The organism is Pseudomonas sp. SIMBA_041 (assembly GCF_046535095.1).
GTDB classification, from domain to species: Bacteria; Pseudomonadota; Gammaproteobacteria; order Pseudomonadales; family Pseudomonadaceae; genus Aquipseudomonas; species Aquipseudomonas mucoides.
In genome coordinates this window covers 414,819-436,945 of record NZ_JAWRXJ010000005.1, presented here as the reverse complement: position 1 = coordinate 436,945, position 22,127 = coordinate 414,819, and the positions used below count along the sequence as shown (strand labels likewise).

Sequence of the window (22,127 nt, the reverse complement as noted above, 5' to 3'; positions counted from 1 at the left end):
AATTCCTGACATCACTGACAGGAATACACCTGTTGGCGACAGTTTCATATAAAACACCTAGAACCGGCATAAGCCGGTCATTGCCTGCGAGGAACTCGGAATGTCTCTGTTGATCCGTGGCGCCACCGTTGTTACCCATGATGAAAGTTATCGCGCCGACGTCTATTGCGCCGACGGCGTGATCAAAGCCATTGGCGATAATCTTGATGTTCCGGCAGGTGCCGAAGTGCTCGACGGCAGCGGCCAGTACCTGATGCCCGGCGGCATCGATCCGCACACGCACATGCAATTGCCCTTCATGGGCACCGTGGCCAGCGAAGACTTTTTCAGTGGCACGGCGGCGGGACTGGCCGGTGGCACCACGTCGATCATTGACTTCGTGATTCCCAATCCACAGCAATCGCTGATGGAAGCGTTTCACCAGTGGCGCGGCTGGGCCGAGAAGTCGGCGTCGGATTACGGCTTCCATGTCGCGATCACCTGGTGGAGCGAGCAGGTGCGCGAGGAGATGGCGGAGCTGGTCAACCACCACGGGGTCAACAGCTTCAAGCACTTCATGGCGTACAAAAACGCGATCATGGCCGCCGACGACACGCTGGTGGCGAGTTTTGAGCGTTGCCTGGAATTGGGTGCGGTGCCCACTGTGCATGCCGAAAATGGCGAACTGGTCTATCACCTGCAACGCAAGTTGATGGCGCAGGGCATCACCGGACCGGAAGCGCATCCACTGTCGCGTCCGTCGCAGGTGGAAGGCGAAGCCGCCAGTCGGGCGATCCGCATTGCCGAGACGTTGGGCACGCCGCTGTACCTGGTGCATGTCTCGACCAAAGAAGCCCTCGACGAAATCACCTACGCCCGCAGCAAGGGTCAACAAGTCTACGGCGAAGTGCTGGCCGGGCATCTGCTGCTGGACGACAGCGTTTACCAACACCCGGACTGGCAGACCGCCGCCGGTTACGTGATGAGCCCGCCCTTCCGTCCTCGCGGCCATCAAGAGGCACTGTGGCATGGCTTGCAGTCCGGCAATCTGCACACCACCGCGACCGACCATTGCTGCTTCTGCGCCGAACAAAAAGCCGCCGGCCGCGACGACTTCAGCAAAATCCCCAACGGCACCGCCGGTATCGAAGACCGCATGGCGGTGCTCTGGGATGAAGGGGTCAACACCGGGCGCCTGTCGATGCAGCACTTCGTGGCGCTGACGTCCACCAACACCGCGAAGATCTTCAACCTCTACCCACGCAAAGGCGCGATTCGGGTCGGTGCCGATGCCGACCTGGTGCTGTGGGACCCGGAAGGCACGCGGACGATTTCAGCCAAGACCCATCACCAGCAGGTCGACTTCAACATCTTTGAAGGCAAGACCGTGCGCGGCGTGCCGAGCCACACCGTCAGCCAGGGCCGCGTGGTCTGGGCCGATGGCGACTTGCGCGCCGAGCGGGGGGCGGGGCGGTATGTCGAACGGCCGGCGTATCCGGCGGTGTTTGATTTGCTGAGCAAGCGGGCTGAGTTGAACAGGCCTACTGCTGTGAAACGCTGAAAGCGGCCTTCGGCCTATCGCGCGCAAGCCACGCGCCCACAGGGGAATGCATTTCAAATGTGGGAGCGTGGCTTGCCCGCGATGGCGGCAGCCCTGACAACACAAAAACCAATGCCCGACAGAGGCAGCACCTCCATCACCGTGAGGCCACTACCGTGATCAAGACCCTGAACCACCTTCCGCATCCTTACGAGAATGCCGCCGCCCTCGCCGGCCATTTCACCGACCTGGCGCCGCCGCTCAACGACCGCCAGGCCCATCTGGAAGCCTCGCGTTGCCTGTATTGCTATGACGCGCCCTGCGTGAACGCCTGTCCCAGCGAGATCGACATCCCGTCTTTCATCCGCAATATCCATCAGGAAAACGTTCAGGGCGCCGCGCAGAAAATCCTCTCGGCGAATATCCTCGGTGGCAGTTGCGCTCGGGTGTGCCCGACGGAAATCCTTTGTCAGCAAGCCTGCGTGCGCAACAACGACCATGAATGCGCACCGGTCTTGATCGGCTTGCTGCAACGCTACGCCGTCGACAACGCGCACTTTAGCGAACACCCTTTCCCGCGTGCGGCCTCAACCGGCAAACGCATCGCCGTGGTCGGGGCCGGCCCGGCCGGTTTGTCCTGTGCGCACCGCAGCGCCATGCACGGCCATGACGTGGTGATTTTCGAAGCCCGGGAAAAGGCCGGTGGCCTCAACGAATACGGGATTGCCAAGTACAAACTGGTGGATGACTACGCGCAGAAGGAGCTGGAGTTCCTCCTGCAAATCGGTGGCATCGAAATCCGCCACGGGCAAAAGCTCGGCGACAACTTGAGCCTCAGCGACTTGCATCAACAATTCGACGCGGTGTTTCTCGGCCTCGGCCTGAATGCCAGCAAACAACTCGGCCTGGCCCACGAAGAGGCGCCCGGTTTGATCGCGGCGACCGATTACATTCGCGAACTGCGCCAGGCCGATGACCTGACTCAACTGCCGCTGGCGGACCACTGCATCGTCCTCGGCGCCGGCAACACCGCCATCGACATGGCCGTGCAAATGGCCCGTCTCGGCGCTCGCGATGTGAATCTGGTGTACCGCCGTGGCGTGGAAGACATGGGCGCCACCGGTCACGAACAGGACATCGCCAAGGCCAATCAAGTGCGTTTACTGACATGGGCGCAGCCGGAAGAAGTGCTGCTCGACGACCAAGGCAAGGTGCGCGGCATGCGCTTCGCCCGCACGCATCTGGTGGAGGGTCGCCTGCAAACCACCGGGCAAACCTTCGAACTGGCCGCTGACGCCATCTTCAAAGCCATCGGCCAGGCCTTTGACGGCAGCGCCCTCGCCGACCCGCTGGCCCGTGAGCTCAAGCGTCAGGGCGAGCGGATTGAAGTGGACGAACAGCTGCGCACCAGCATCCCCGGCGTGTATGCCGGCGGCGACTGCACCAGCCTCGATCAGGACCTCACCGTGCAAGCGGTGCAACACGGCAAACGCGCCGCCGAGGCGATCAACGCTCAACTGATGCTCAACGTGGAGGCTGCGTAAATGGCCGATCTCTCGATTGTCTTCGCCGGCATCAAAGCGCCCAATCCGTTCTGGCTGGCCTCCGCGCCACCGACCGACAAGGCCTACAACGTGGTCCGTGCCTTCGAGGCCGGTTGGGGTGGCGTGGTCTGGAAAACCCTGGGTGAAGACCCGGCGGCGGTCAACGTGTCATCGCGCTACTCGGCGCATTTCGGCGCCAACCGTGAGGTGGTGGGTTTCAACAATATCGAGCTGATCACTGACCGCTCGCTGGAGATCAATCTGCGGGAAATTACTCAGGTCAAAAAGGACTGGCCGGACCGCGCGCTGATCGTTTCACTGATGGTGCCCTGCGTCGAAGAATCCTGGAAATTCATCCTGCCACTGGTAGAAGCCACCGGCGCCGACGGCATCGAACTGAACTTCGGCTGCCCCCACGGCATGCCGGAACGCGGCATGGGCGCGGCGGTCGGCCAGGTGCCGGAGTACGTCGAACAGGTGACCCGCTGGTGCAAGACGTATTGCTCGCTGCCGGTGATCGTCAAGCTCACGCCGAACATCACCGACATCCGCGTCGCCGCCCGCGCGGCCCATCGCGGGGGGGCGGATGCGGTGTCGCTGATCAACACCATCAACTCGATCACCAGCGTGAATCTGGAGCGCATGGTCGCCAACCCGGTCGTGGGCAACCAAAGCACTCATGGCGGTTATTGCGGCTCGGCGGTCAAGCCGATTGCGCTGAACATGGTCGCCGAAATCGCCCGTGACCCGCAGACCCAGGGCCTGCCGATCTCTGGCATTGGCGGCATTGGCAGTTGGCGCGATGCGGCGGAATTCATTGCGTTGGGCAGCGGTTCGGTGCAGGTGTGCACGGCGGCGATGCTGCACGGTTTCAGGATCGTAGAGGAGATGAAGGACGGTCTGTCACGCTGGATGAACAGTCAGGGCTACGCCAGCATTTCGGAATTTTCCGGGCGGGCGGTGGGCAATACCACAGACTGGAAGTACCTCGATATCAACTATCAGGTGATCGCCAAGATTGATCAGGAGGCGTGCATCGGGTGTGGTCGCTGTCACATTGCTTGCGAGGATACGTCGCACCAGGCGATTGCCAGCGTGAAGCAGGCGGACGGGACGCATCAGTATTCAGTGATTGATGAAGAGTGTGTGGGCTGCAACCTGTGCCAGATCACCTGCCCGGTGCAGGACTGCATCGAGATGGTGCCGATGGACACGGGCAAGCCGTTTCTGGATTGGAATCATGATCCGAGGAATCCGTACCATGTAGCGGTCTGAGATTTGCTGAGCCTGAACTGGCCCCATCGCGAGCAGGCTCACTCCTACAGTTGAAATGCGTTCCAAGGTAGGAGTGAGCCTGCTCGGAATGGGGCCGGCAGCATCACCACAGGCTCAAGGCTCCAACCCGATCCCCCGCAAAATCACGCTGGTCACCGTCTGCACCGCCCGCTCGAACTGCATGTCCGACAGCGGCTGGTGATCATTCAAGATATTCACCTGATGATCAAAGTCCGCATAGTGCTGGGTCGACGCCCAGATCATGTACAGCAGGCTCGAAGGCTCCACCGGCAGGATGCGTTTGTCATCCACCCACTGACGGATTTTCGCTTCTTTCATCTTCGCCCAGTCATACAGGCTGGCGTCCAGCGCCTCACCGAGTGTCGGCGCGCCGTGGATGATTTCGTTGGCCCAGACTTTCGACCCGTAAGGCCGGCTGCGTGAGTGGTTCATCTTGGCGCGGATGTAGCTGCTGAGTACCACGCGCGGATCGTCGAACATCTCGAAGCACAACGCGTCCTGCTTCCACACTTCCAGCAGATCGAACAGCACGGCGCTGTACAGCTCGGTCTTGGTGCTGAAGTAGTAATGGAGGTTGGAGCGTGGCAGTTGCACTTCGGCAGCGATGTCAGCCATGGCGGTGCCGCCAAAACCTTTTTCGGCGAAGACCTTTTCCGCCCCCAGCAGAATTTTCTCGACGTTACTGCGACGAATCCCGATCTTGTGATTGCCCATGAGGGCTCCCTGACGCCAGCGTTGACCAAGACTAGCATCCGGCTCCACGTCAGGGCGACAGGCTAAAACGAAACTTCGACACTCAGCTGTCGGCGGGTAAACTGGCGCCACTTCGAACCTGCCTCAGAGGTATTCACGATGCTCAAGAAAGCCCTGGTCACCACCGCCCTCCTCGGCTCGCTGCTGGCCGCTTCATCGGTGTGGGCTCACGCCCATCTCAAAGGCCAGACCCCGGCCGCCGACAGCACCGTGAGCGAGCCAGCGGAGTTGCGCCTGGAGTTTTCCGAAGGCGTTGAAGCGACCTTCACCAAGGTCACGCTCACCAAGGACGGCGCCGCAGTGCCGGTGAAGAGCCTCGCCACCGAAGGCAGTGACAAGAAAACCCTGGTCGTTACGCCTGCCGCACCGCTGACCGCAGGCACCTATAAAGTCGAGTGGCACGCGGTGTCCGTCGACACCCACAAAAGCGAAGGCGCCTACAGCTTCAACGTTGGCCAGTAATTCATGACGAGCGCGATGGTGCTGTGTCGCTTTGTGCATTTCACCATGGTGCTGATGCTGTTCGGGGCGTGGGTGTTTCGGCCCTTGCTGCTCAATGGCAACGCTGAGCACCTTGATCGCAAGCTGGTGTTGACCAGTCGCTGGCTGGCCGCCGTGGCATTGGCCAGCGGCGTTGCCTGGTTGCTGCTGATCACCGCGAGCATGGCCGGAGCATGGGAAGCGGCATTCGATCCGTCGACCCTGCACCTGGTGTTGGGCAACACGTTTTTTGGCCAGGTCTGGCGCTGGCACTTGTTGCTCAATGGGATGCTGGTGGCGTTGCTGATGAGCCCTTGGCGGGCCAACAAGTCGCTGCGAATCGGCCTCGCCAGCCTGTTGCTGACGACCCTCGCACCGGTCGGTCACGGCGCCATGCTGGACGGGCTCAATGGCCAGTTGTTGATGCTCAATCAAGTCGTTCACCTGACCTGCGTGGGTGCCTGGCTCGGCGGGTTGATGCTGTTGGTGATGATCTTGCGTCAACCGGCAGAGCAGCCCGTCAAAGCGATATTGCAGCGCTTTAGTGGTGTCGGTTACGCCTTGGTGGCGGGGCTGCTGATCACCGGGTTGATCAACGTTCGGGTCCTGACCGGAGTGTTCTGGCCGACGCCGTTGTTCACTGGTTTTGCGTTGATCCTGTTGATCAAGGTGGCGCTGATTGCGGCGATGCTCGGTTTGGCGCTGTTCAATCGCCTGCGCATCAACGATTGCGAGCAGCGTCTGTCGACACTCAAAACCAGTGTAATCCTCGAATGGATGCTGGGGATGGGTGCAGTCGCAGCAGTGTCCCTCCTCGGCACCCTGCCCCCCATGATCTCCAGCTGACCCCTCCCACAGGTTTTTCGGCGTCCTGACCCATGGCGCCATGTCATCGTACAACTTCTGATTGACAAGCCCTCGAACCCTCGCAAATAATCGCCGCCAATGTTGTACGACGACGTATAACAAAAATAAAAACAACAAGAAGTCTGGGAGCGTTACTGTGAGCAAGCTCGTCCGCAATTCGTCCGCCTGCACCCCACATCCGATGTTCAAACGCCGTCATACCCTGGGCCTCATTGGTTGCAGCGGCCTGGCCCTCGCCCTGCCGATGGCCGGCCATGCCGAAGGTTTCACCGACGACGCCAAGGCCACGCTGAACCTGCGCAACGCCTACTTCAACCGCAACTACACCAACCCGGCGTATCCGCAGGGCAAGGCTGAAGAGTGGACGCAAAACTTCATCCTCGACGCCAAATCCGGGTTCACCCAGGGCACCGTCGGGTTCGGCCTGGATGTGCTGGGACTGTACTCGGTCAAGCTCGATGGCGGTAAAGGCACCGGCGGTACCCAACTGCTGCCGCTGGACCATGATGGCCGCCCGGCGGACACCTTCGGTCGCACCGACGTAGCGTTCAAGACCCGGCTGTCGAAGACCGAGTTGAAGATCGGTGACTGGATGCCGGTGCTACCGATCCTGCGCTCCGATGATGGTCGTTCCCTGCCGCAAACCTTCCGCGGTGGCCAGGTGACGTCCAGCGAGATCAGCGGTCTGACGCTGTATGGCGGCCAGTTCCAGAAAAACAGCCCGCGCAATGACTCGAGCATGGAAGACATGTTCATGAACGGTAAATCCGCGTCCATTACTTCAGATCGTTTCAACTTCGGCGGCGGCGAATACACGTTCAACGACAAACACACCCAGATCGGCGTCTGGTACGACGAGCTCAGCGACATCTACCAGCAACAGTATTTCAACCTGAACCACACCCAACCGCTTGGCGACTGGACCCTCGGCGCCAACCTTGGTTACTTCATCGGTAAGGAAAACGGCAGCGCCCTGGCCGGCGATCTCGACAACAAAACCGCGTTCGCCCTGCTCTCGGCCAAATACGGCGGCAACACCTTCTACGTCGGCCTGCAAAAACTTACCGGTGACGATCAATGGATGCGCGTCAACGGTACCAGCGGCGGCACCCTGGCCAACGACAGCTACAACTCCAGCTACGATAACGCCAAGGAAAAATCCTGGCAGGTGCGTCACGACTACAACTTCGTCGCCCTCGGCGTTCCTGGCCTGACCCTGATGAACCGCTACATCAGCGGTGATAACGTGCACACCGGGAAGATCACCGACGGCGAAGAATGGGGCCGTGAATCCGAACTGGCCTACACCGTACAGAGCGGGCCGTTGAAAAACCTCAACGTGAAATGGCGCAACGCGAGCATTCGCAAGAGCTTCAGCACCAACGAATTCGATGAGAACCGCATTTTCATCAACTACCCGATTTCGCTGTTGTAACACCGACCCTGTAGGAGCGAACTTGCTCGCGATAGCTATCGTTCAATCAGCACTTTGGTTGACTGATCCACCGCCATCGCGAGCAGGCTCACTCCTGCAAGGATGGTTTTCCAATCAGGAATTGACCCTCCGTCCATTTCAACCAACGTCGCGTTGACAAGACCCTGAGACCCTTACGATACTTCAGCAAAGTCGTACGACAACCTACAACGACTCAATAACAACAACTGTTTGTCCAGGATTCCCATGACTACTACGACCACCCGCCTCCCTTTCAATCGCCTGCTGCTGACCGGTGCCGCCGGTGGCCTGGGTAAAGTCTTGCGCGAAACCCTGCGCCCCTATGCCAATGTGATTCGCCTGTCGGACATCGTCGACCTCGCTCCGGCGATCGATGACCGCGAAGAAATCGTGCCGTGCGATCTGGCAGACAAGCAAGCCGTGCATCAATTGGTCGAAGGCGTGGATGCGATCCTGCACTTTGGCGGTGTGTCGACCGAGCACTCATTCGAGCAGATCCTCGGCGCCAATATCTGCGGCGTGTTCCACATCTACGAAGCCGCGCGCCGCCACGGTGTGAAGCGCGTGATCTTCGCCAGCTCCAACCACGTCATCGGTTTCTACAAGCAAGACCAGGTCATCGACGCACACTCCCCACGTCGTCCGGACAGCTACTACGGTTTGTCCAAGTCCTACGGCGAAGACATGGCCAGTTTTTACTTCGATCGCTACGGCATCGAGACCGTCAGCGTGCGTATCGGCTCATCGTTCCCGGAACCGCAAAACCGCCGCATGATGAGCACGTGGTTGAGCTTCGGCGACCTGACCCAATTGCTGGAATGCGCCTTGTACGCCCCGAACGTCGGCCACACCGTGGTGTATGGCGTGTCCGACAACAAGCACGTTTGGTGGGACAACCGTTTCGCATCCGGCCTGGGTTATCAACCACAGGACAACTCCGAAGTATTCCGCGAAAAAATCGAGACCCAACCGATGCCGGCCGCTGATGACCCGGCGATGGTTTACCAAGGTGGTGCGTTTGTCGCGTCGGGCCCGTTCGGCGACTGACCCCCAACAACAAAAAACCAAGGGAATGAGTGGCCATGCAAGCCGAATTGATTGTCGATGCCCGAAACGCTGTCGGTGAATGCCCGGTGTGGGTCCCCGAGGAAAACGCCCTGTACTGGGTCGATATTCCTGCCGGCGCCCTGCAACGCTGGAGTGCCGCCAGCGGACACGTCGATACGTGGACCGCGCCGGAAATGCTCGCGTGCATCACCCGACACCGTGACGGTGGCTGGGTAGCCGGGATGGAAAGCGGCTTTTTCCATCTGCACCCGCACACCGACGGCAGCCTCGACTGTCAATTGCTCGCCCACGTCGACCACGCCCGCACGGACATGCGCCTGAACGATGGTCGTTGCGACCGTCAGGGGCGTTTCTGGGCGGGCAGCATGGTGTTGAACATGGGCGCCAACGCGGCTGACGGCACGCTTTACCGCTACAGCGCCGGTCAACGAGGGCCGCTGGAGGCACAACTCGGCGGGTTTATCGTTCCAAACGGCCTGGGTTTCAGCCCGGATGGGCGGACGATGTACCTGTCCGACTCGCATCCCCTCGTTCAGAAAATCTGGGCCTTTGACTACGACATCGACAGCGGCACGCCGTCCAATCGGCGGCTGTTTGTCGACATGAACCAGTTCCCCGGTCGCCCTGACGGTGCGGCGGTGGATGCCGACGGTTGCTACTGGATCTGCGGTAATGACGCCGGGTTGATTCACCGCTTTACCCCTGACGGCCGACTGGATCGCTCCCTCGCCGTCCCGGTGAAGAAACCCAGCATGTGCGCCTTCGGTGGCAGCCGCCTGGACACGCTGTTTGTGACCTCGATTCGCCCCGGTGACGACCAAGATGAGCAGTCCCTGGCCGGTGGCGTGTTTGCCCTCGATCCGGGTGTTACCGGGTTGCCGGAACCGCTGTTCAATGTTCCCTGACTGAATGAAGAAAATAAGCGCCTTCCCATGTGGCGAGGGAGCTTGCTCCCGCTGGGTCGCGCAGCGGCCCCGACAATCTTTCATTTGTATCGAGGCAGCTGTATTGGCGACTGCTTCGCAGCCGAGCGGGAGCAAGCTCCCTCGCCACAATGTCCCCATTGAGCCAGGCATTTCACAATGACAATGACGCTTCTCGAACTCGAAGACGAACTGACTCACCTCACCCTCGCCCCCGAGCTCGGCGGCAGCCTCGTCAACTGGACGGTTCGCAGCACTGGCCAACCGCTGCTCCGTCACACTGACGCCCATGCGCTGAACACCGGCCTGCCGGGCAAACTCGGCTGCTATCCCCTGGTGCCGTGGTCCAACCGCATCGCCGAGGGTGGTTTCGATTGCCCCGAGGGCTGGCTGGCGTTGACGCCCAACAGCCTCACCGATCCGCTGCCCATTCACGGCAGCGCCTGGCAGCAACCGTGGCAAGTGGTGTCGCAATCGGCCAACGAAGTGGTCCTGCAACTCGACAGCAGCACGCCGTTCGCCTATCGCGCCCGGCAGCGGTTTCATCTGTGCAAGGGCCAGTTGAGCATCGAATTACAGGTCACCCACCTGGCCGACCGCGCCGCGTGGCATGGCCTCGGTTTGCACCCCTACTGTCCGCGCACGTCGAACACGCAGCTACAGGCCAAGGCCGAGAAAGTCTGGTTATGCGATGGTTCGAAACTGCCAACCGAGTTGATCGAGTTGCCCGCTGACTGGGATTTCCGTCAACCGCGCGCCTTACCCGCCTCCCTGGTCGACAACGGTTTCTGCCACTGGGACGGCCATTGCCTGATCCAGCAACCTGACCTCGGTTATGCGCTGGAATGCCAGGCCACCGGCAGCGATTACTACCTGCTCTACTGCCCGGTCGGTCTGGAGTTTTTCTGCATCGAACCGGTGAGCCACCCCGTCAACGCGCATCACCTGCCCGGCCGGCCAGGGTTACGGTTGCTGGAGCAAGGTCAGTCGGCGGAGCTTGGGTTCAGCCTGCAGTATCGCGCGCTCGGATAACGCCATTACCCGAGCATCTGACTCAGCGCCGCACGCAGCTTGCCGGGTTTCACCGGCTTGTTCAGCAGCGGCGCGCCGAGTCGCTGCAATGAGCGTCGACACTGATCCGTGCGGTCCGCCGTGATGATTACCGCCGGAATCACCTGGCCGTAATGCTCACGCAAATGCCTGACCACATCGCAGCCCACTACGCCATGATCGAGGTGATAGTCCGCCAGGATCAGTTCCGGCGCTTGCCCACGCAGCGCCGCCAGCGCCGAGGATTCATCCGTGGCCGTGACCACCTCGCACCCCCACTGCCCAAGCAGCGCGCTCATGCTCTCGAGAATGCTGACTTCGTTGTCCAGCACCAGCAGGCGTCGGCCCGGCAAGGGATTGCCCGTGGTCAACTGAGGCGCAGCCTGACTGATCGGCAGCGGCACCTCATGGGAAATCGGTACGTCGATGCTGAACATCGACCCTCGTCCCGGCACCGATTTAACCCCAATCCGATAACCGAGAATCTTGCCGATGCGCTCAACAATGGCCAGCCCCAACCCCACACCTTTGCGGTCGGCGGCGCGTCCGACGTCGAGTTGGTTGAACTCCAGGAAAATCGAATCCAGTCGGTCCGCGGCGATGCCACGCCCGGTGTCCCAGACCTCCAGGCGCAGCATCTCGCCGCGACGCCTTGCGCCCAGCAGGATGCTGCCCTCGTCGGTGTAGCGGCAGGCGTTACTGAGGAAGTTACGCAGGATGCGCGTCATCAGGCGCAGGTCGGTGCTGATGGCGTACTCGCCCACCTGCACGCGCAGGTTCAACCCTGCCGCTTCGGCGACCGACTGAAATTCGGACACCAGCGGCCCGAGCAATTCGCCGAGACGATAAAGGGCAACGTCGGGTTTGACCGCCGCCTGATCGAGCCGGGATATATCCAGCAAATCAGTGAGCAAATCTTCGGCCCCCTCCAGCGCCTGATGAGTACGCTCGACCAGGACCTGTTCAACGTCAGGCAGCTTTCGTTCACGCAGCGTCGAGATCAGCAAGCGCGCAGCGTTAAGCGGTTGCAGCAGGTCGTGACTGGCCGCCGCGAGGTATTTGTCCTTGCTGCGATTGGCGGCCTCAGCGGCGTCGCGGGCATCGCGCAAAGCCTCGGCGATCTGCTTGCGCTGGGTGATCTGCTGTTGCAGGTTGCGGTTGGCTTCCAATAACTCATCGGTGCGCGCGGCGACCCGTTGCTCCAGCTCATCGTTGAGTTGTTGTAAACGCTGCTGGGCTTGTTTGCGTTCGGTGATGTCGGCGACGAACCCCTCAACCAGGCCTTCCTGATCGGGCTTGAGCAACAGGTTCATCAAGACATCGAGGCTGCTGCCGTCCTTGCGCCGCAACTGGGTTTCATAGCCGTGCAGGCTGCGTTGATGCTTAAGGATTTCGCCGATGTTTTCCAGCTCACTGGCCCCGCCGACAAACAGGTTGCTCGCCAGGTCCGCCAGGGAAAACAGCACCTCTTGCGGGTCCTGATAGCCGAGCATGTGCGCCAACGCCGGGTTGGCGGCCCGCATGCCTTCGTGCAGGCTGGCCTGGAAAATCCCCTGGACCGCGTTTTCGAACAACCATTTGTAGCGATTGCGCTCGGCTTCCAGCTCGTCGAGCCGCGCGGCCAGTTCCGGGTAATGGCTCTTGCGCGCCGAATGGCTGCCTAACCCGAGTAACCCCGCCAGTGCCCGTTGCTGATCGTCAGAGGGCTTCGCCATAGACGACCTCGACATCACGCTGACTGGATTCGCGCGGATTGGTCAGGATGCACGGGTCGTGCATGGCGTGTTGCGACAGGAACGGAATGTCCGCTGTACTGACCCCGTGCAAGCCAAGGGTCTCGTGGAAGCCGATTGCGTGTTTGAGCGCAATCAGATGCTCCACCAGTCGCGCGCAGATCTGACGGTGGTTCAGGCCACGGCAATCGATGCCGAAGGTCTCGGCGATTACCTTGAAGCGATCCGGCGCCGAGCTGTAATTGAACGCCACCACATGTTCCACCAACACCGCGTTGCACAGGCCATGGGGCAGATCGAGGAACCCGCCCAGGCTGTGGGACATCGCGTGCACAGCGCCGAGAATCGCGTTGGAGAACGCCAGCCCGGCTTGCATGCTGCCGAGCATGATCTTCTCGCGCAGGGCGATGTCTGTCGGGTTGGCAATCATTTGCACCAGGTTGCCGTTGATCAACCGCATCGCTTCCAGTGCATGGGGATCGGTCAGTGGCCCGTGGCCCGTGGAGACAAAAGCTTCGATGGCGTGCACCAACGCATCGATGCCGGTACACGCCGACAGGAACGGGTCCATGCTCAGGGTCGTTTCCGGGTCGATCAACGAGACGTCCGGCACCACCGCTTTGCTGACGATGGAGAACTTCATGCGTTCTTGCTGGTTGGAAATGATCACGAACTGCGACACATCAGCCGACGTGCCGGCGGTGGTCGGAATCAGGATCAGGGGCGGGCTGGGCACGCGGATGGTGTCCACGCCTTCGAATTCGAGAATGCTGCGTCCGTGAGCAACGACAATGCCGATGCCTTTGCCGCAATCCATCGGGCTGCCACCGCCGACGGCGACGATCACATCGCAATGGTTTTCCCGGTACAGCTCGGCGCCGAGCATCACTTCTTCGACCCGCGGATTGGGGGAGACATCGGCGTACAGGAAGTAATCGATACCCAAGGCTTGCAGGCTGGCCTCGACGTCGGCGACCCAACCGGCGGCAATCACCCCGGGGTCGCTGACCACCAGGACTTTGCGGGCACCGAAGGTCTTGGCGTAGTTACCGACATTGTGCCGACAGCCGGCACCGAAGATGATTTCTGGAGACACGAACTTACGCAGCTGGCTGAGACTCTGGCTCATTGGAAAGCCTGTTTTTATTGTTTTGGAAGATAGAACCCACACTAAACCATCCGGCTGCGAATGCAATCAGACCAAAGAACACTGTGGGAGCGAGCTTGCTCGCGATGACGGAGTGTCAGCCAACAAAGATGCTGAATGTTAAACCGCTATCGCGAGCAGGCTCACTGCTACAAGGGATTGGTGTTGCCAGATTCATCCGCGGTAGATCAGCTGCGAAGCCTTTTCGTTGCGCAACGTCAGGTGTTCCATGCCCTGCCCCACGGCTTCGGCTTCTTCCCGGGCCTTGAGGATCACGCCATGGTGCGGCGACTTGCTGCACACCGGGTCGGCATTGGCGGCATCGCCGGTGAGCATGAACGCCTGGCAACGGCAGCCGCCCAGGTCCTTGTGCTTTTCATCACACGAGCGGCACGGCTCCTTCATCCAGTCATCGCCACGAAAACGGTTGAAGCCAAACGAATCAGTCCAGATGTGCTCAATGCTGTGCTCTCGCACATTGGGAAACTGCACCGGCAACTGACGGGCGCTGTGGCAAGGCAGCGCGGTACCGTCCGGGGTGATGTCGAGAAACAGATTGGCCCAACCGTTCATGCAGGTTTTGGGGCGCTCTTCGTAATAGTCCGGGGTGACGAAGATCAGCTTGCACGGATGGCCCTGGGCCTCAAGCCGCGCGCGATACTCGTTGGTGATGCGCTCGGCGCGCTGTAGTTGCTCGCGGGTGGGCAGCAGGCCGACGCGATTGAGTTCGGCCCAGCCGTAGAATTGGCACGTGGCCAACTCGACAAAATCCGCTTCCAGCTCAAGACACAAGTCGATGATCTGTGCGATCTGATCAATGTTGTGCCGATGGGTGACGAAGTTCAGCACCATGGGATACCCCTGGGCTTTCACCGCGCGGGCCATGGCCAGTTTCTGGGCGAAGGCCTTGCGGGAGCCGGCGAGCATGTTATTGACCGCTTCGTCAGCCGCCTGAAAGCTGATCTGGATATGGTCCAGCCCGGCCACCTTGAAGTCGCGGACTTTCTGCTCGGTCAGGCCGATGCCCGAGGTGATCAGGTTGGTGTAGTAGCCCATGTCTCGCGCGGCTTTGATCAGTTCGGCCAGGTCCTGTCGCACCAATGGCTCACCGCCGGAAAACCCCAATTGCGCAGCCCCCATTTCGCGGGCCTCACGAAACACCCGAATCCACTCCTCGGTGCTCAGCTCCTCGCCATGCCGGGCAAAATCCAGCGGGTTGGAACAATACGGGCATTGCAGCGGGCAGCGGTAGGTCAGCTCGGCCAACAGCCACAGCGGTGGGCCGACGGGTGAATCATTCAATCCAGAATTGCGCATGGGCCACCTCCAGGAATGCCAGCACATCCTCATCAATCCCTGGTACGCCGGGAAAATTCGCGGTCAGTCGCTCTATGATCGCCGAGACACTGCGCCGGCCATTCACCAGATCGAGGATCTGCCCGGCGCTGGCGTTGAGTTTGATCATGCCTTCGGGGTACAGCAGCACGTGACAGTCCTGGCGGGGCTCCCATTGCAAACGAAAGCCCTGGCGCAACGACGGCAACCACCCGCGTTGGATCAGGCTCACAGGGCAATCCCCCGGTGCCAGACTTTATCGGCCGTGACGGTGTGATAAGGCGGACGCTCCAGCTCGTAGGCCATGCTCATGGCGTCGAGCATGCTCCACAGCACATCGAGTTTGAATTGCAGGATCTCGAGCATGCGTTGCTGCGCCTCGCGTGTGACGTAGTGCGCCAAGGTAATGCGCAAGCCGTGCTCAACATCGCGTCGGGCCTGACTCAAACGGTTGCGAAAATAGTCATAACCGGCAACGTCGATCCACGGGTAATGCGTCGGCCAGGCGTCGAGTCGGGACTGATGGATCTGCGGGGCGAACAGCTCGGTCAGCGAACTGCTCGCCGCTTCCTGCCAGCAGGCGCGACGGGCGAAATTGACATAGGCATCGACGGCGAACCTCACGCCAGGCAGCACCCGTTCCTGGGACAGAATCTGTTCGCGATCCAGCCCCACCGCTTCGCCCAGACGCAGCCAGGCTTCGATGCCGCCTTCACTGCCGGGCACGCCGTCATGGTCGAGAATCCGTTGCAACCACTCACGGCGCACGTCGCGGTCCGGGCAGTTGGCGAGGATCGCGGCATCCTTGAGCGGAATGTTCACCTGGTAATAGAAGCGATTGGCGACCCAGCCCTGAATCTGCTCGCGGCTCGCGCGGCCGGCGTACATGGCTTGGTGAAACGGGTGATGGATGTGGTAGTAGGCGCCTTTGGCGCGCAGGGCGGCTTCGAATTCGGTGGGGGTCATTGCAGTGCCGGTCATTGCGGTTCTCCGATGGATTTGTGCTGCCGCGATGGGGCTATCCGCTACAGCTCAATACTCATGCCGTCATAAGCCACTTCGATTCCACGCCGTTCCAGCAAGGCCCGCTCGGCCGAGTCTTCATCGAGGATCGGATTGGTGTTGTTGATGTGAATCAGCACCTTGCGCTGGCGGGTAAAACCTTCGAGCACCTCAAGCATGCCGCCGGGGCCGCTTTGCGACAGGTGGCCCATTTCGCTGCCCAGACTTTGGCCGACTTCGCAGACGCGCATTTCGTCGTCACGCCACAAAGTGCCGTCCAGCAGCAGGCAATCGGCACGCTGCATCCAGCCCAGCACTTCGTCATCGACTTGCCCCAGCCCCGGCGCATAAAACAGCGATGCGCCGCTGCGTCGGTCTTCAATGAACAAGCCGATCGTATCGCCCGGTTGCGGATGGCCGCGATTGGGTGAGTACGGCGGTGCGTTGCTCACCAAGGGAATCGCCCGCCAGCGCAAGTGCTGGCAGGCAGGAATGCTGAACGGCTGACGATCCAGGCCGATCGGCTGCCACTGCAGCCCGCCATTCCAGTGGCGCAGCATGTTGAACAGCGGGAAGCCGCTGCTCAGGTCCTGGTGAACCCGTTCGGTACACCAGACGGCATGCGGACAGCCTTCGCGCAGGCTCAGCAAACCGGTGCAGTGATCGATCTGGCTGTCGAGCAGCACGACACCCGCGATGGCGCTGTCACGCAACTGGCGAGCCGGTTGCAACAGCGGAAAACTCGCAAGCTGCGCACGAATGTCCGGCGAAGCATTGCACAGCACCCAATCCACATCGTTGTCGCTCAGGACAATCGAGGACTGGGTGCGCGGTTGTGACCGCAGGCTGGCATTGCGCATCCCGGCGCATTGGTGGCAATTGCAATTCCACTGCGGGAAACCGCCACCAGCAGCCGAGCCGAGAACGCGAATGTGCATGAATGAGGCTCCAAAAGGCAGGCCCGGCCAACCCGACGGCTGGCCGGGTGAGCAATCAACGGTTGGCGAAATACATCGTCACTTCGAAGCCAATGCGCAGATCGGTAAACGCGGGTTTAGTCCACATGGGTCAATCCTCTTCTTGTGCCGGGCGATTCCGGTAAAGCCATTAATGCACGGGGCATCGGGCGCCCGAATGCTACTTTCGAAGGAGATGGCGGGGTGCGTTGGTAGGGGGTGTACGGGACTTTCAAATTCACCGAAGTACCCCTGTGGGAGCAGGCTTGCCCGCGATGGCGGCGTGACAGTCAACATCAATGTTGAATGTGCAGGCCTCATCGCGGGCAAGCCCGCTCCCACAGGGATTACGGTGTGTTCGAGGGTTAGAAGAACCCCAGCGGATTGATGTCGTAGCTGACCAGCAGGTTCTTGGTCTGCTGGTAGTGATCGAGCATCATCTTGTGGTTTTCCCGACCGACGCCGGACTTCTTGTAGCCACCGAACGCGGCGTGCGCCGGGTACAGGTGATAGCAGTTGGTCCACACGCGCCCGGCCTTGATCGCCCGGCCCATGCGGTAGGCGCGGTTGATGTCGCGGGTCCAGAGGCCGGCACCGAGGCCGAACTCGCTGTCGTTGGCAATCGCCAGCGCTTCAGCTTCGTCCTTGAAGGTGGTGACACCCACCACCGGACCGAAGATTTCTTCCTGGAAGACGCGCATCTTGTTGTGGCCCTTGAGCAGCGTCGGCTGGATGTAATAGCCGCTGGACAGGTCACCTTCAAGCCGTTCGGCGGCGCCACCGGTGAGGAGTTCGGCCCCCTCCTCCTGAGCGATTTTGAGGTACGAGAGGATCTTGTCGTATTGCTGCTCCGACGCCTGGGCGCCGACCATGGTTTCGGTGTCCAGCGGGTTGCCGCGTTTGATCTTGACGATCTTCTTCATCACCTCGGCCATAAACGGCTCGTAGATCGATTCTTGCACCAGCGCCCGCGATGGGCAGGTGCAGACTTCGCCCTGGTTGAAGAATGCGAGCACCAGGCCTTCAGCGGCTTTTTCGATGAACTGCGGCTCGGCGTTCATGATGTCTTCGAAGAAGATATTCGGCGACTTGCCGCCCAGTTCGACGGTGCTCGGGATGATGTTCTCGGCGGCGCAATGCATGATGTGCGCGCCGACCGGGGTGGAACCGGTGAAGGCGATCTTGGCGATGCGCTTGCTGGTGGCCAGCGCTTCGCCGGCTTCACGACCGAAGCCCTGGACGATGTTCAACACGCCCGCCGGTAGCAAATCGGCGATCAGCTCAGCGAAGACTATGATCGACAGTGGCGTCTGTTCGGCCGGTTTGAGCACGACGCAGTTACCGGCGGCCAGGGCCGGGGCAAGTTTCCAGGCCGCCATCAGCAGCGGGAAATTCCACGGAATGATTTGCCCGACCACGCCCAGAGGCTCGTGAAAGTGATAGGCGGTGGTCAGTTCATTGATCTCCGCAGCGCCGCCTTCCTGGGCGCGAATGCACCCGGCAAAGTAACGGAAGTGGTCGGCAGCCAATGGCACGTCGGCGTTCAGGGTTTCGCGCACGGCCTTGCCGTTGTCCCAGGTTTCGGTGACGGCGAGGATTTCCAGGTTTTGTTCGATGCGATCGGCGATTTTCAGCAGCACCCGCGAACGGTCCTGGGCCGAGGTCTTGCCCCAGGCATCCGCAGCGGCGTGTGCCGCGTCGAGGGCCTTGTCGATGTCGGCGGCGCTGGAGCGTGGGAACTCGGCAATCACCTCACCGTTCACCGGCGAGGTATTGGTGAAGTATTCGCCATTGACCGGCGCGACAAACTCGCCGCCGATGAAGTTGCCATAGCGCGGTTTGAAGGAAACAACGGCGCCTGGGGTTCCGGGTTGTGCGTAGATCATGGTGGGCCTCTGTCTGGGTCGATGCCTGTCGGGCCGACAAGCGATGAACCGATACTAGAGAGCCCCGCGTGCCGGACGAATGCGCCGTTGGCAGGAGGGCTCTCGTTATTTGGTCGTAGGTTTCACACAAAACACTGTGGGAGCGAGCTTGCTCGCGATGGCGTCTGTTCAGTCAGAACTGCTGTGACTGAGACACCGCTATCGCGAGCAAGCTCGCTCCCACAGGGGTTATGCGGTGGACTGGGGGTTAGTGCTTGGCCACCAGGTCTTTCGGCAGCTTGAAGGTCCAGAGCATGCCGCCCTGGTTGAAGTCCTTGATGCGCTTGGCCACTTCCCCGCCCCACAACGGTACGGCGCCGCCCCAGCCGGAGAGGACAGACACGTACTGTTCGCCGTCCATTTCCCAGGTCACGGGCGAGCCGAGGACGCCGGAACCGGTCTGGAATTCCCAGACTTTCTCGCCGGTCTTGGCATTGAACGCCTGGAGGAAACCTTCCGGCGTGCCGGTGAATACCAGATTGCCCTTGGTCGTCAGTACCCCGCCCCACAGCGGCGCATAGTTCTTGTGGCGCCAGACTTCTTTGCCGGTTATCGGGTCGATGGCGCGCAGCACGCCGATGTAGTCTTCATTCAACGGTTTGATGGTGAACCCGGCGCCGAGGAATGCCGCGCCTTTTTTGTAGGCGATGCCCTCGTTCCAGATGTCCATGCCCCACTCGTTGGATGGCACGTAAAACAGGCCGGTGTCGCGGTTGTAGGCCATCGGCATCCAGTTTTTCGCGCCCAGGAACGCAGGCGCTACAAAGACTGAACTGCCCTTGGGTTCGGAACCCGGAGCGCCAGGGCGGCTGGCTTCGTTGTAGATCGGCCGGCCATCTTTATCCAGGCCGGTGGCCCAGGTGATCTTGTCCACAAACGGGAAACCGCGGATGAACTTGCCGTTGGTACGGTCCAGCACGTAGAAGAAACCGTTGCGGTCCGCCGTGGCCGCCGCTTTGATTTCCTTGCCGCCCTCGGTGTAGTTGAACGAGACCAGCTCGTTCACGCCGTCATAGTCCCAACCGTCGTGGGGCGTGCTCTGGAAGTGCCATTTGATGGTGCCATCGTCCGGGTTGAGCGCCAGGCGCGACGACGAGTAGAGGTTATCGCCAGGACGCAAATGCGAGTTCCACGGTGCCGGGTTGCCGGTGCCGAACAGCAGCAGATTGGTTTCCGGGTCGTAGTAACCGCCGAGCCACGGGGCGGCACCGCCGGTCTTCCACAAGTCACCCGGCCAGGTCTTGCCGGCTTCACCGCCGGAGATGCCGTTCTCGATGGCCTTGCCGTCCTTGTAGACGTAGCCCATATGACCTTCGACGGTTGGGCGGACCCACAACAGATCGCCATTTTTCGGGTCGTACGCCGAGATCTTGCCCACCACACCGAACTCGCCACCGGCCACGCCGGTAATCAGCTTGCCGTTGATCACCAAGGGCGCGGCGCTGATCGAATAGCCTTCCTTGTGGTCGGCCACCTGCTTGCTCCACACCACTTTGCCGGTGTCTTTGTTCAGGGCCACCAGCTTGGCGTCGAGCGTGCCAAAGAACACCAGGTCGCCATACAGCGCCACGCCACGGTTGATCACGTCGCAGCACGGACGGATGTCATCCGGCAGGCGCGCATCGTACTGCCAGAGCTTCTTGCCGGTGCGCGCATCGACCGCGAACACCCGCGAGTAAGAACCGGTCATGTACATCACGCCGTCCTTGATCATCGGCTGTGCCTGCTGGCCACGCTGTTTTTCGCCGCCGAAGGAGAATGCCCAGGCAGGTCGCAACTCCTTCACGTTGTCGACGTTGAGAATATCCAGCGGGCTGTAGCGTTGCCCCTGGACGCCGAGGCCGTTGGTGACAATTTGCTCCGGGTTTTTCGGGTCCTGGAGAATGTCCTGGTCGGTGACCGCGGCCAATGCCTGGCCAGACAACAGCATGGCACTGAGCAGCAGGCTCAAGACGAAGGGCTGGCGACGTGCGGGTTGAGTCATGACGGCTACCTCTGCGGTTTTTTGTTATTCGCGGGAGAGTTTCCCGGCGTAGTGCAGATTCTTGGGCGCCGTCGCCCCGACAACAATTACCCGCAATATGGAGATTCCTAATCCCTTAGTAGCGGGTCGCATGGGTTCAAGCATTATCTGGCTGCGCCGGAATCCACCCGGGTCATCTGCCCACGCTCGTAGCGCGGGTACAAATGACTGACGCTGCGGATCAATTCATAACGGCTCAGCGTGATCCCGGCGAAACGTTCGGGGATCGGACTGCGGATCATCTCGGCCATGTCGCTGCCATTCGCTGCACCCGCTTGCAGCAACTGGTCGAGCCAGGTCAGGTAGTCGCGCATTTGTTCGAAGGGTTGTGGGTCGCTGGACACGGGGCCGTGACCCGGCACGATCAGCGTCCAGGGCAAGCCCTGCAGGGTCGCGATGTCCGCCAGCCACACAGACAGCCCGGGGCTGTTGGGCGTGGTCAAGGCCCGTTGATAAAACACCAGGTCCCCGGTAAACAGCACGCCGGTTCGCTGGTCGAGAATAGCCAGATCCGCTCCCGTATGCCCACCCAGGCCCAGCAAGCGTAAATCGTGATTCCCAAAACTGCGTACGCCTGGCGTCACGACTTGATTGGGCAACACCACTTCGGTGCCACGCATCCAGTCACCCACCATTCGATACATATTCTCTGCCATCGCATCGCCTTGTTGATGCAACAGCTCGGTCGTCCCCGCCAGCGCGCCGATGGGCACGTCAGCGAAGGCCTGATTGCCCAGCACATGGTCCGGATGATGGTGGGTCAGGAACACCTGAACCACGGGTTTATCGGTGATCTCGGCAATCGCCTGGTGCATCGCCTCGCCGTAGCGCTTCGACGGCCCGGTGTCGATGACCACCACCCCGCCCTCGGTGACAATGAACGCGGTGTTGACGATATTGCCGCCGTTGGCCTTGGCGAAATTATCCGTACTGCCTTCCAGCAGCCAGGTGTCTTCGGCGATCTGCCGGGGCTTGAGCGAATACTCAAGGTCGGCCATGGCCGGCAGGCTGACGCTCAACACCATCAGCAGTATCCAGCGCATGAAATAC

Annotated in this window: 20 protein-coding genes; 9 read left to right on the top strand and 11 right to left on the bottom strand. The window is 60.9% G+C overall.

The genetic code is table 11. From position 1 onward, the window contains the following. Positions 1-100: 100 nt before the first annotated feature. The 3 genes from hydA to preA all read left to right on the top strand — a co-directional run bounded on the left by hydA (position 101) and on the right by preA (position 4,338). Positions 101-1,540, top strand: a complete 1,440-nt coding sequence (hydA, locus tag SB725_RS14765) for a dihydropyrimidinase (RefSeq protein WP_059180988.1) — start codon at positions 101-103, stop codon at positions 1,538-1,540. 155 nt (positions 1,541-1,695) lie between these two features. Continuing rightward, positions 1,696-3,063: an NAD(P)-dependent oxidoreductase gene (locus SB725_RS14760; protein WP_059180989.1), complete on the top strand. Its 1,368-nt coding sequence runs from the start codon at positions 1,696-1,698 to the stop codon at positions 3,061-3,063. After that, entirely contained in the window at positions 3,064-4,338 is a 1,275-nt protein-coding gene (gene preA, locus SB725_RS14755; protein ID WP_410922018.1) for an NAD-dependent dihydropyrimidine dehydrogenase subunit PreA, read from the top strand. Positions 4,339-4,452: 114 nt separating this feature from the next. Here the strand turns inward: preA and SB725_RS14750 are convergent, their stop codons facing one another. Beyond that, the gene (locus SB725_RS14750; RefSeq protein ID WP_027923310.1) at positions 4,453-5,073 is read right to left on the bottom strand and encodes a TetR/AcrR family transcriptional regulator; all 621 of its coding nucleotides are present in this window, start codon (positions 5,071-5,073) and stop codon (positions 4,453-4,455) included. 138 nt (positions 5,074-5,211) lie between these two features. Between SB725_RS14750 and copC the strand changes: the two genes are divergently transcribed. From copC to SB725_RS14720, 6 genes are all read left to right on the top strand, one after another. Then, entirely contained in the window at positions 5,212-5,574 is a 363-nt protein-coding gene (gene copC, locus SB725_RS14745; RefSeq protein WP_410922017.1) for a copper homeostasis periplasmic binding protein CopC, read from the top strand. 3 nt (positions 5,575-5,577) lie between these two features. Then, positions 5,578-6,438 carry a copper homeostasis membrane protein CopD gene (gene copD / locus SB725_RS14740; protein ID WP_410922016.1) on the top strand — a complete coding sequence of 287 codons (861 nt, stop codon included), beginning with the start codon at positions 5,578-5,580 and terminating at the stop codon, positions 6,436-6,438. Between the two features lie 157 nt (positions 6,439-6,595). Beyond that, positions 6,596-7,894 carry an OprD family porin gene (locus tag SB725_RS14735; RefSeq protein ID WP_027923307.1) on the top strand — a complete coding sequence of 433 codons (1,299 nt, stop codon included), beginning with the start codon at positions 6,596-6,598 and terminating at the stop codon, positions 7,892-7,894. Positions 7,895-8,140: 246 nt separating this feature from the next. Beyond that, positions 8,141-8,962 (top strand): NAD-dependent epimerase/dehydratase family protein, encoded by an 822-nt coding sequence (locus SB725_RS14730; protein ID WP_027923306.1) that lies wholly within the window; start codon positions 8,141-8,143, stop codon positions 8,960-8,962. 35 nt (positions 8,963-8,997) lie between these two features. Beyond that, positions 8,998-9,888, top strand: coding sequence for an SMP-30/gluconolactonase/LRE family protein (locus tag SB725_RS14725; RefSeq protein WP_027923305.1), 891 nt, complete (start codon positions 8,998-9,000; stop codon positions 9,886-9,888). Between the two features lie 177 nt (positions 9,889-10,065). Further along, positions 10,066-10,938 (top strand): aldose 1-epimerase, encoded by an 873-nt coding sequence (locus tag SB725_RS14720; RefSeq protein ID WP_059180993.1) that lies wholly within the window; start codon positions 10,066-10,068, stop codon positions 10,936-10,938. A 5-nt stretch (positions 10,939-10,943) separates the two neighbouring features. Here the strand turns inward: SB725_RS14720 and SB725_RS14715 are convergent, their stop codons facing one another. The 10 genes from SB725_RS14715 to SB725_RS14670 all read right to left on the bottom strand — a co-directional run bounded on the left by SB725_RS14715 (position 10,944) and on the right by SB725_RS14670 (position 22,120). Beyond that, positions 10,944-12,671, bottom strand: a complete 1,728-nt coding sequence (locus tag SB725_RS14715) for a NahK/ErcS family hybrid sensor histidine kinase/response regulator (protein WP_410922015.1) — start codon at positions 12,669-12,671, stop codon at positions 10,944-10,946. Then, on the bottom strand, positions 12,655-13,818 hold the full coding sequence (ercA, locus tag SB725_RS14710) for an alcohol dehydrogenase-like regulatory protein ErcA (RefSeq protein ID WP_059180994.1): 1,164 nt from the start codon (positions 13,816-13,818) through the stop codon (positions 12,655-12,657). The genes SB725_RS14715 and ercA overlap by 17 nt, the downstream gene beginning before the upstream one ends. Before the next feature lie 192 nt (positions 13,819-14,010). Then, positions 14,011-15,153, bottom strand: a complete 1,143-nt coding sequence (gene pqqE, locus SB725_RS14705) for a pyrroloquinoline quinone biosynthesis protein PqqE (RefSeq protein WP_194939611.1) — start codon at positions 15,151-15,153, stop codon at positions 14,011-14,013. After that, positions 15,131-15,403, bottom strand: coding sequence for a pyrroloquinoline quinone biosynthesis peptide chaperone PqqD (gene pqqD / locus SB725_RS14700; RefSeq protein ID WP_027923300.1), 273 nt, complete (start codon positions 15,401-15,403; stop codon positions 15,131-15,133). Before pqqD ends, pqqE begins: the two co-directional genes overlap by 23 nt. After that, positions 15,400-16,152, bottom strand: a complete 753-nt coding sequence (gene pqqC, locus SB725_RS14695; protein ID WP_027923299.1) for a pyrroloquinoline-quinone synthase PqqC — start codon at positions 16,150-16,152, stop codon at positions 15,400-15,402. The genes pqqD and pqqC overlap by 4 nt, the downstream gene beginning before the upstream one ends. Before the next feature lie 44 nt (positions 16,153-16,196). Then, positions 16,197-17,111, bottom strand: coding sequence for a pyrroloquinoline quinone biosynthesis protein PqqB (pqqB, locus tag SB725_RS14690; protein WP_410922013.1), 915 nt, complete (start codon positions 17,109-17,111; stop codon positions 16,197-16,199). Positions 17,112-17,166: 55 nt separating this feature from the next. Next, on the bottom strand, positions 17,167-17,238 hold the full coding sequence (gene pqqA / locus SB725_RS14685; protein ID WP_003253598.1) for a pyrroloquinoline quinone precursor peptide PqqA: 72 nt from the start codon (positions 17,236-17,238) through the stop codon (positions 17,167-17,169). Positions 17,239-17,494: 256 nt separating this feature from the next. Then, positions 17,495-19,015 (bottom strand): aldehyde dehydrogenase family protein, encoded by a 1,521-nt coding sequence (locus SB725_RS14680; protein ID WP_410922012.1) that lies wholly within the window; start codon positions 19,013-19,015, stop codon positions 17,495-17,497. 247 nt (positions 19,016-19,262) lie between these two features. Further along, positions 19,263-21,038 carry a PQQ-dependent methanol/ethanol family dehydrogenase gene (locus SB725_RS14675; protein ID WP_027923296.1) on the bottom strand — a complete coding sequence of 592 codons (1,776 nt, stop codon included), beginning with the start codon at positions 21,036-21,038 and terminating at the stop codon, positions 19,263-19,265. A gap of 143 nt (positions 21,039-21,181) precedes the next feature. Next, positions 21,182-22,120: a quinoprotein relay system zinc metallohydrolase 1 gene (locus tag SB725_RS14670; RefSeq protein ID WP_410922011.1), complete on the bottom strand. Its 939-nt coding sequence runs from the start codon at positions 22,118-22,120 to the stop codon at positions 21,182-21,184. Positions 22,121-22,127 lie beyond the last annotated feature (7 nt).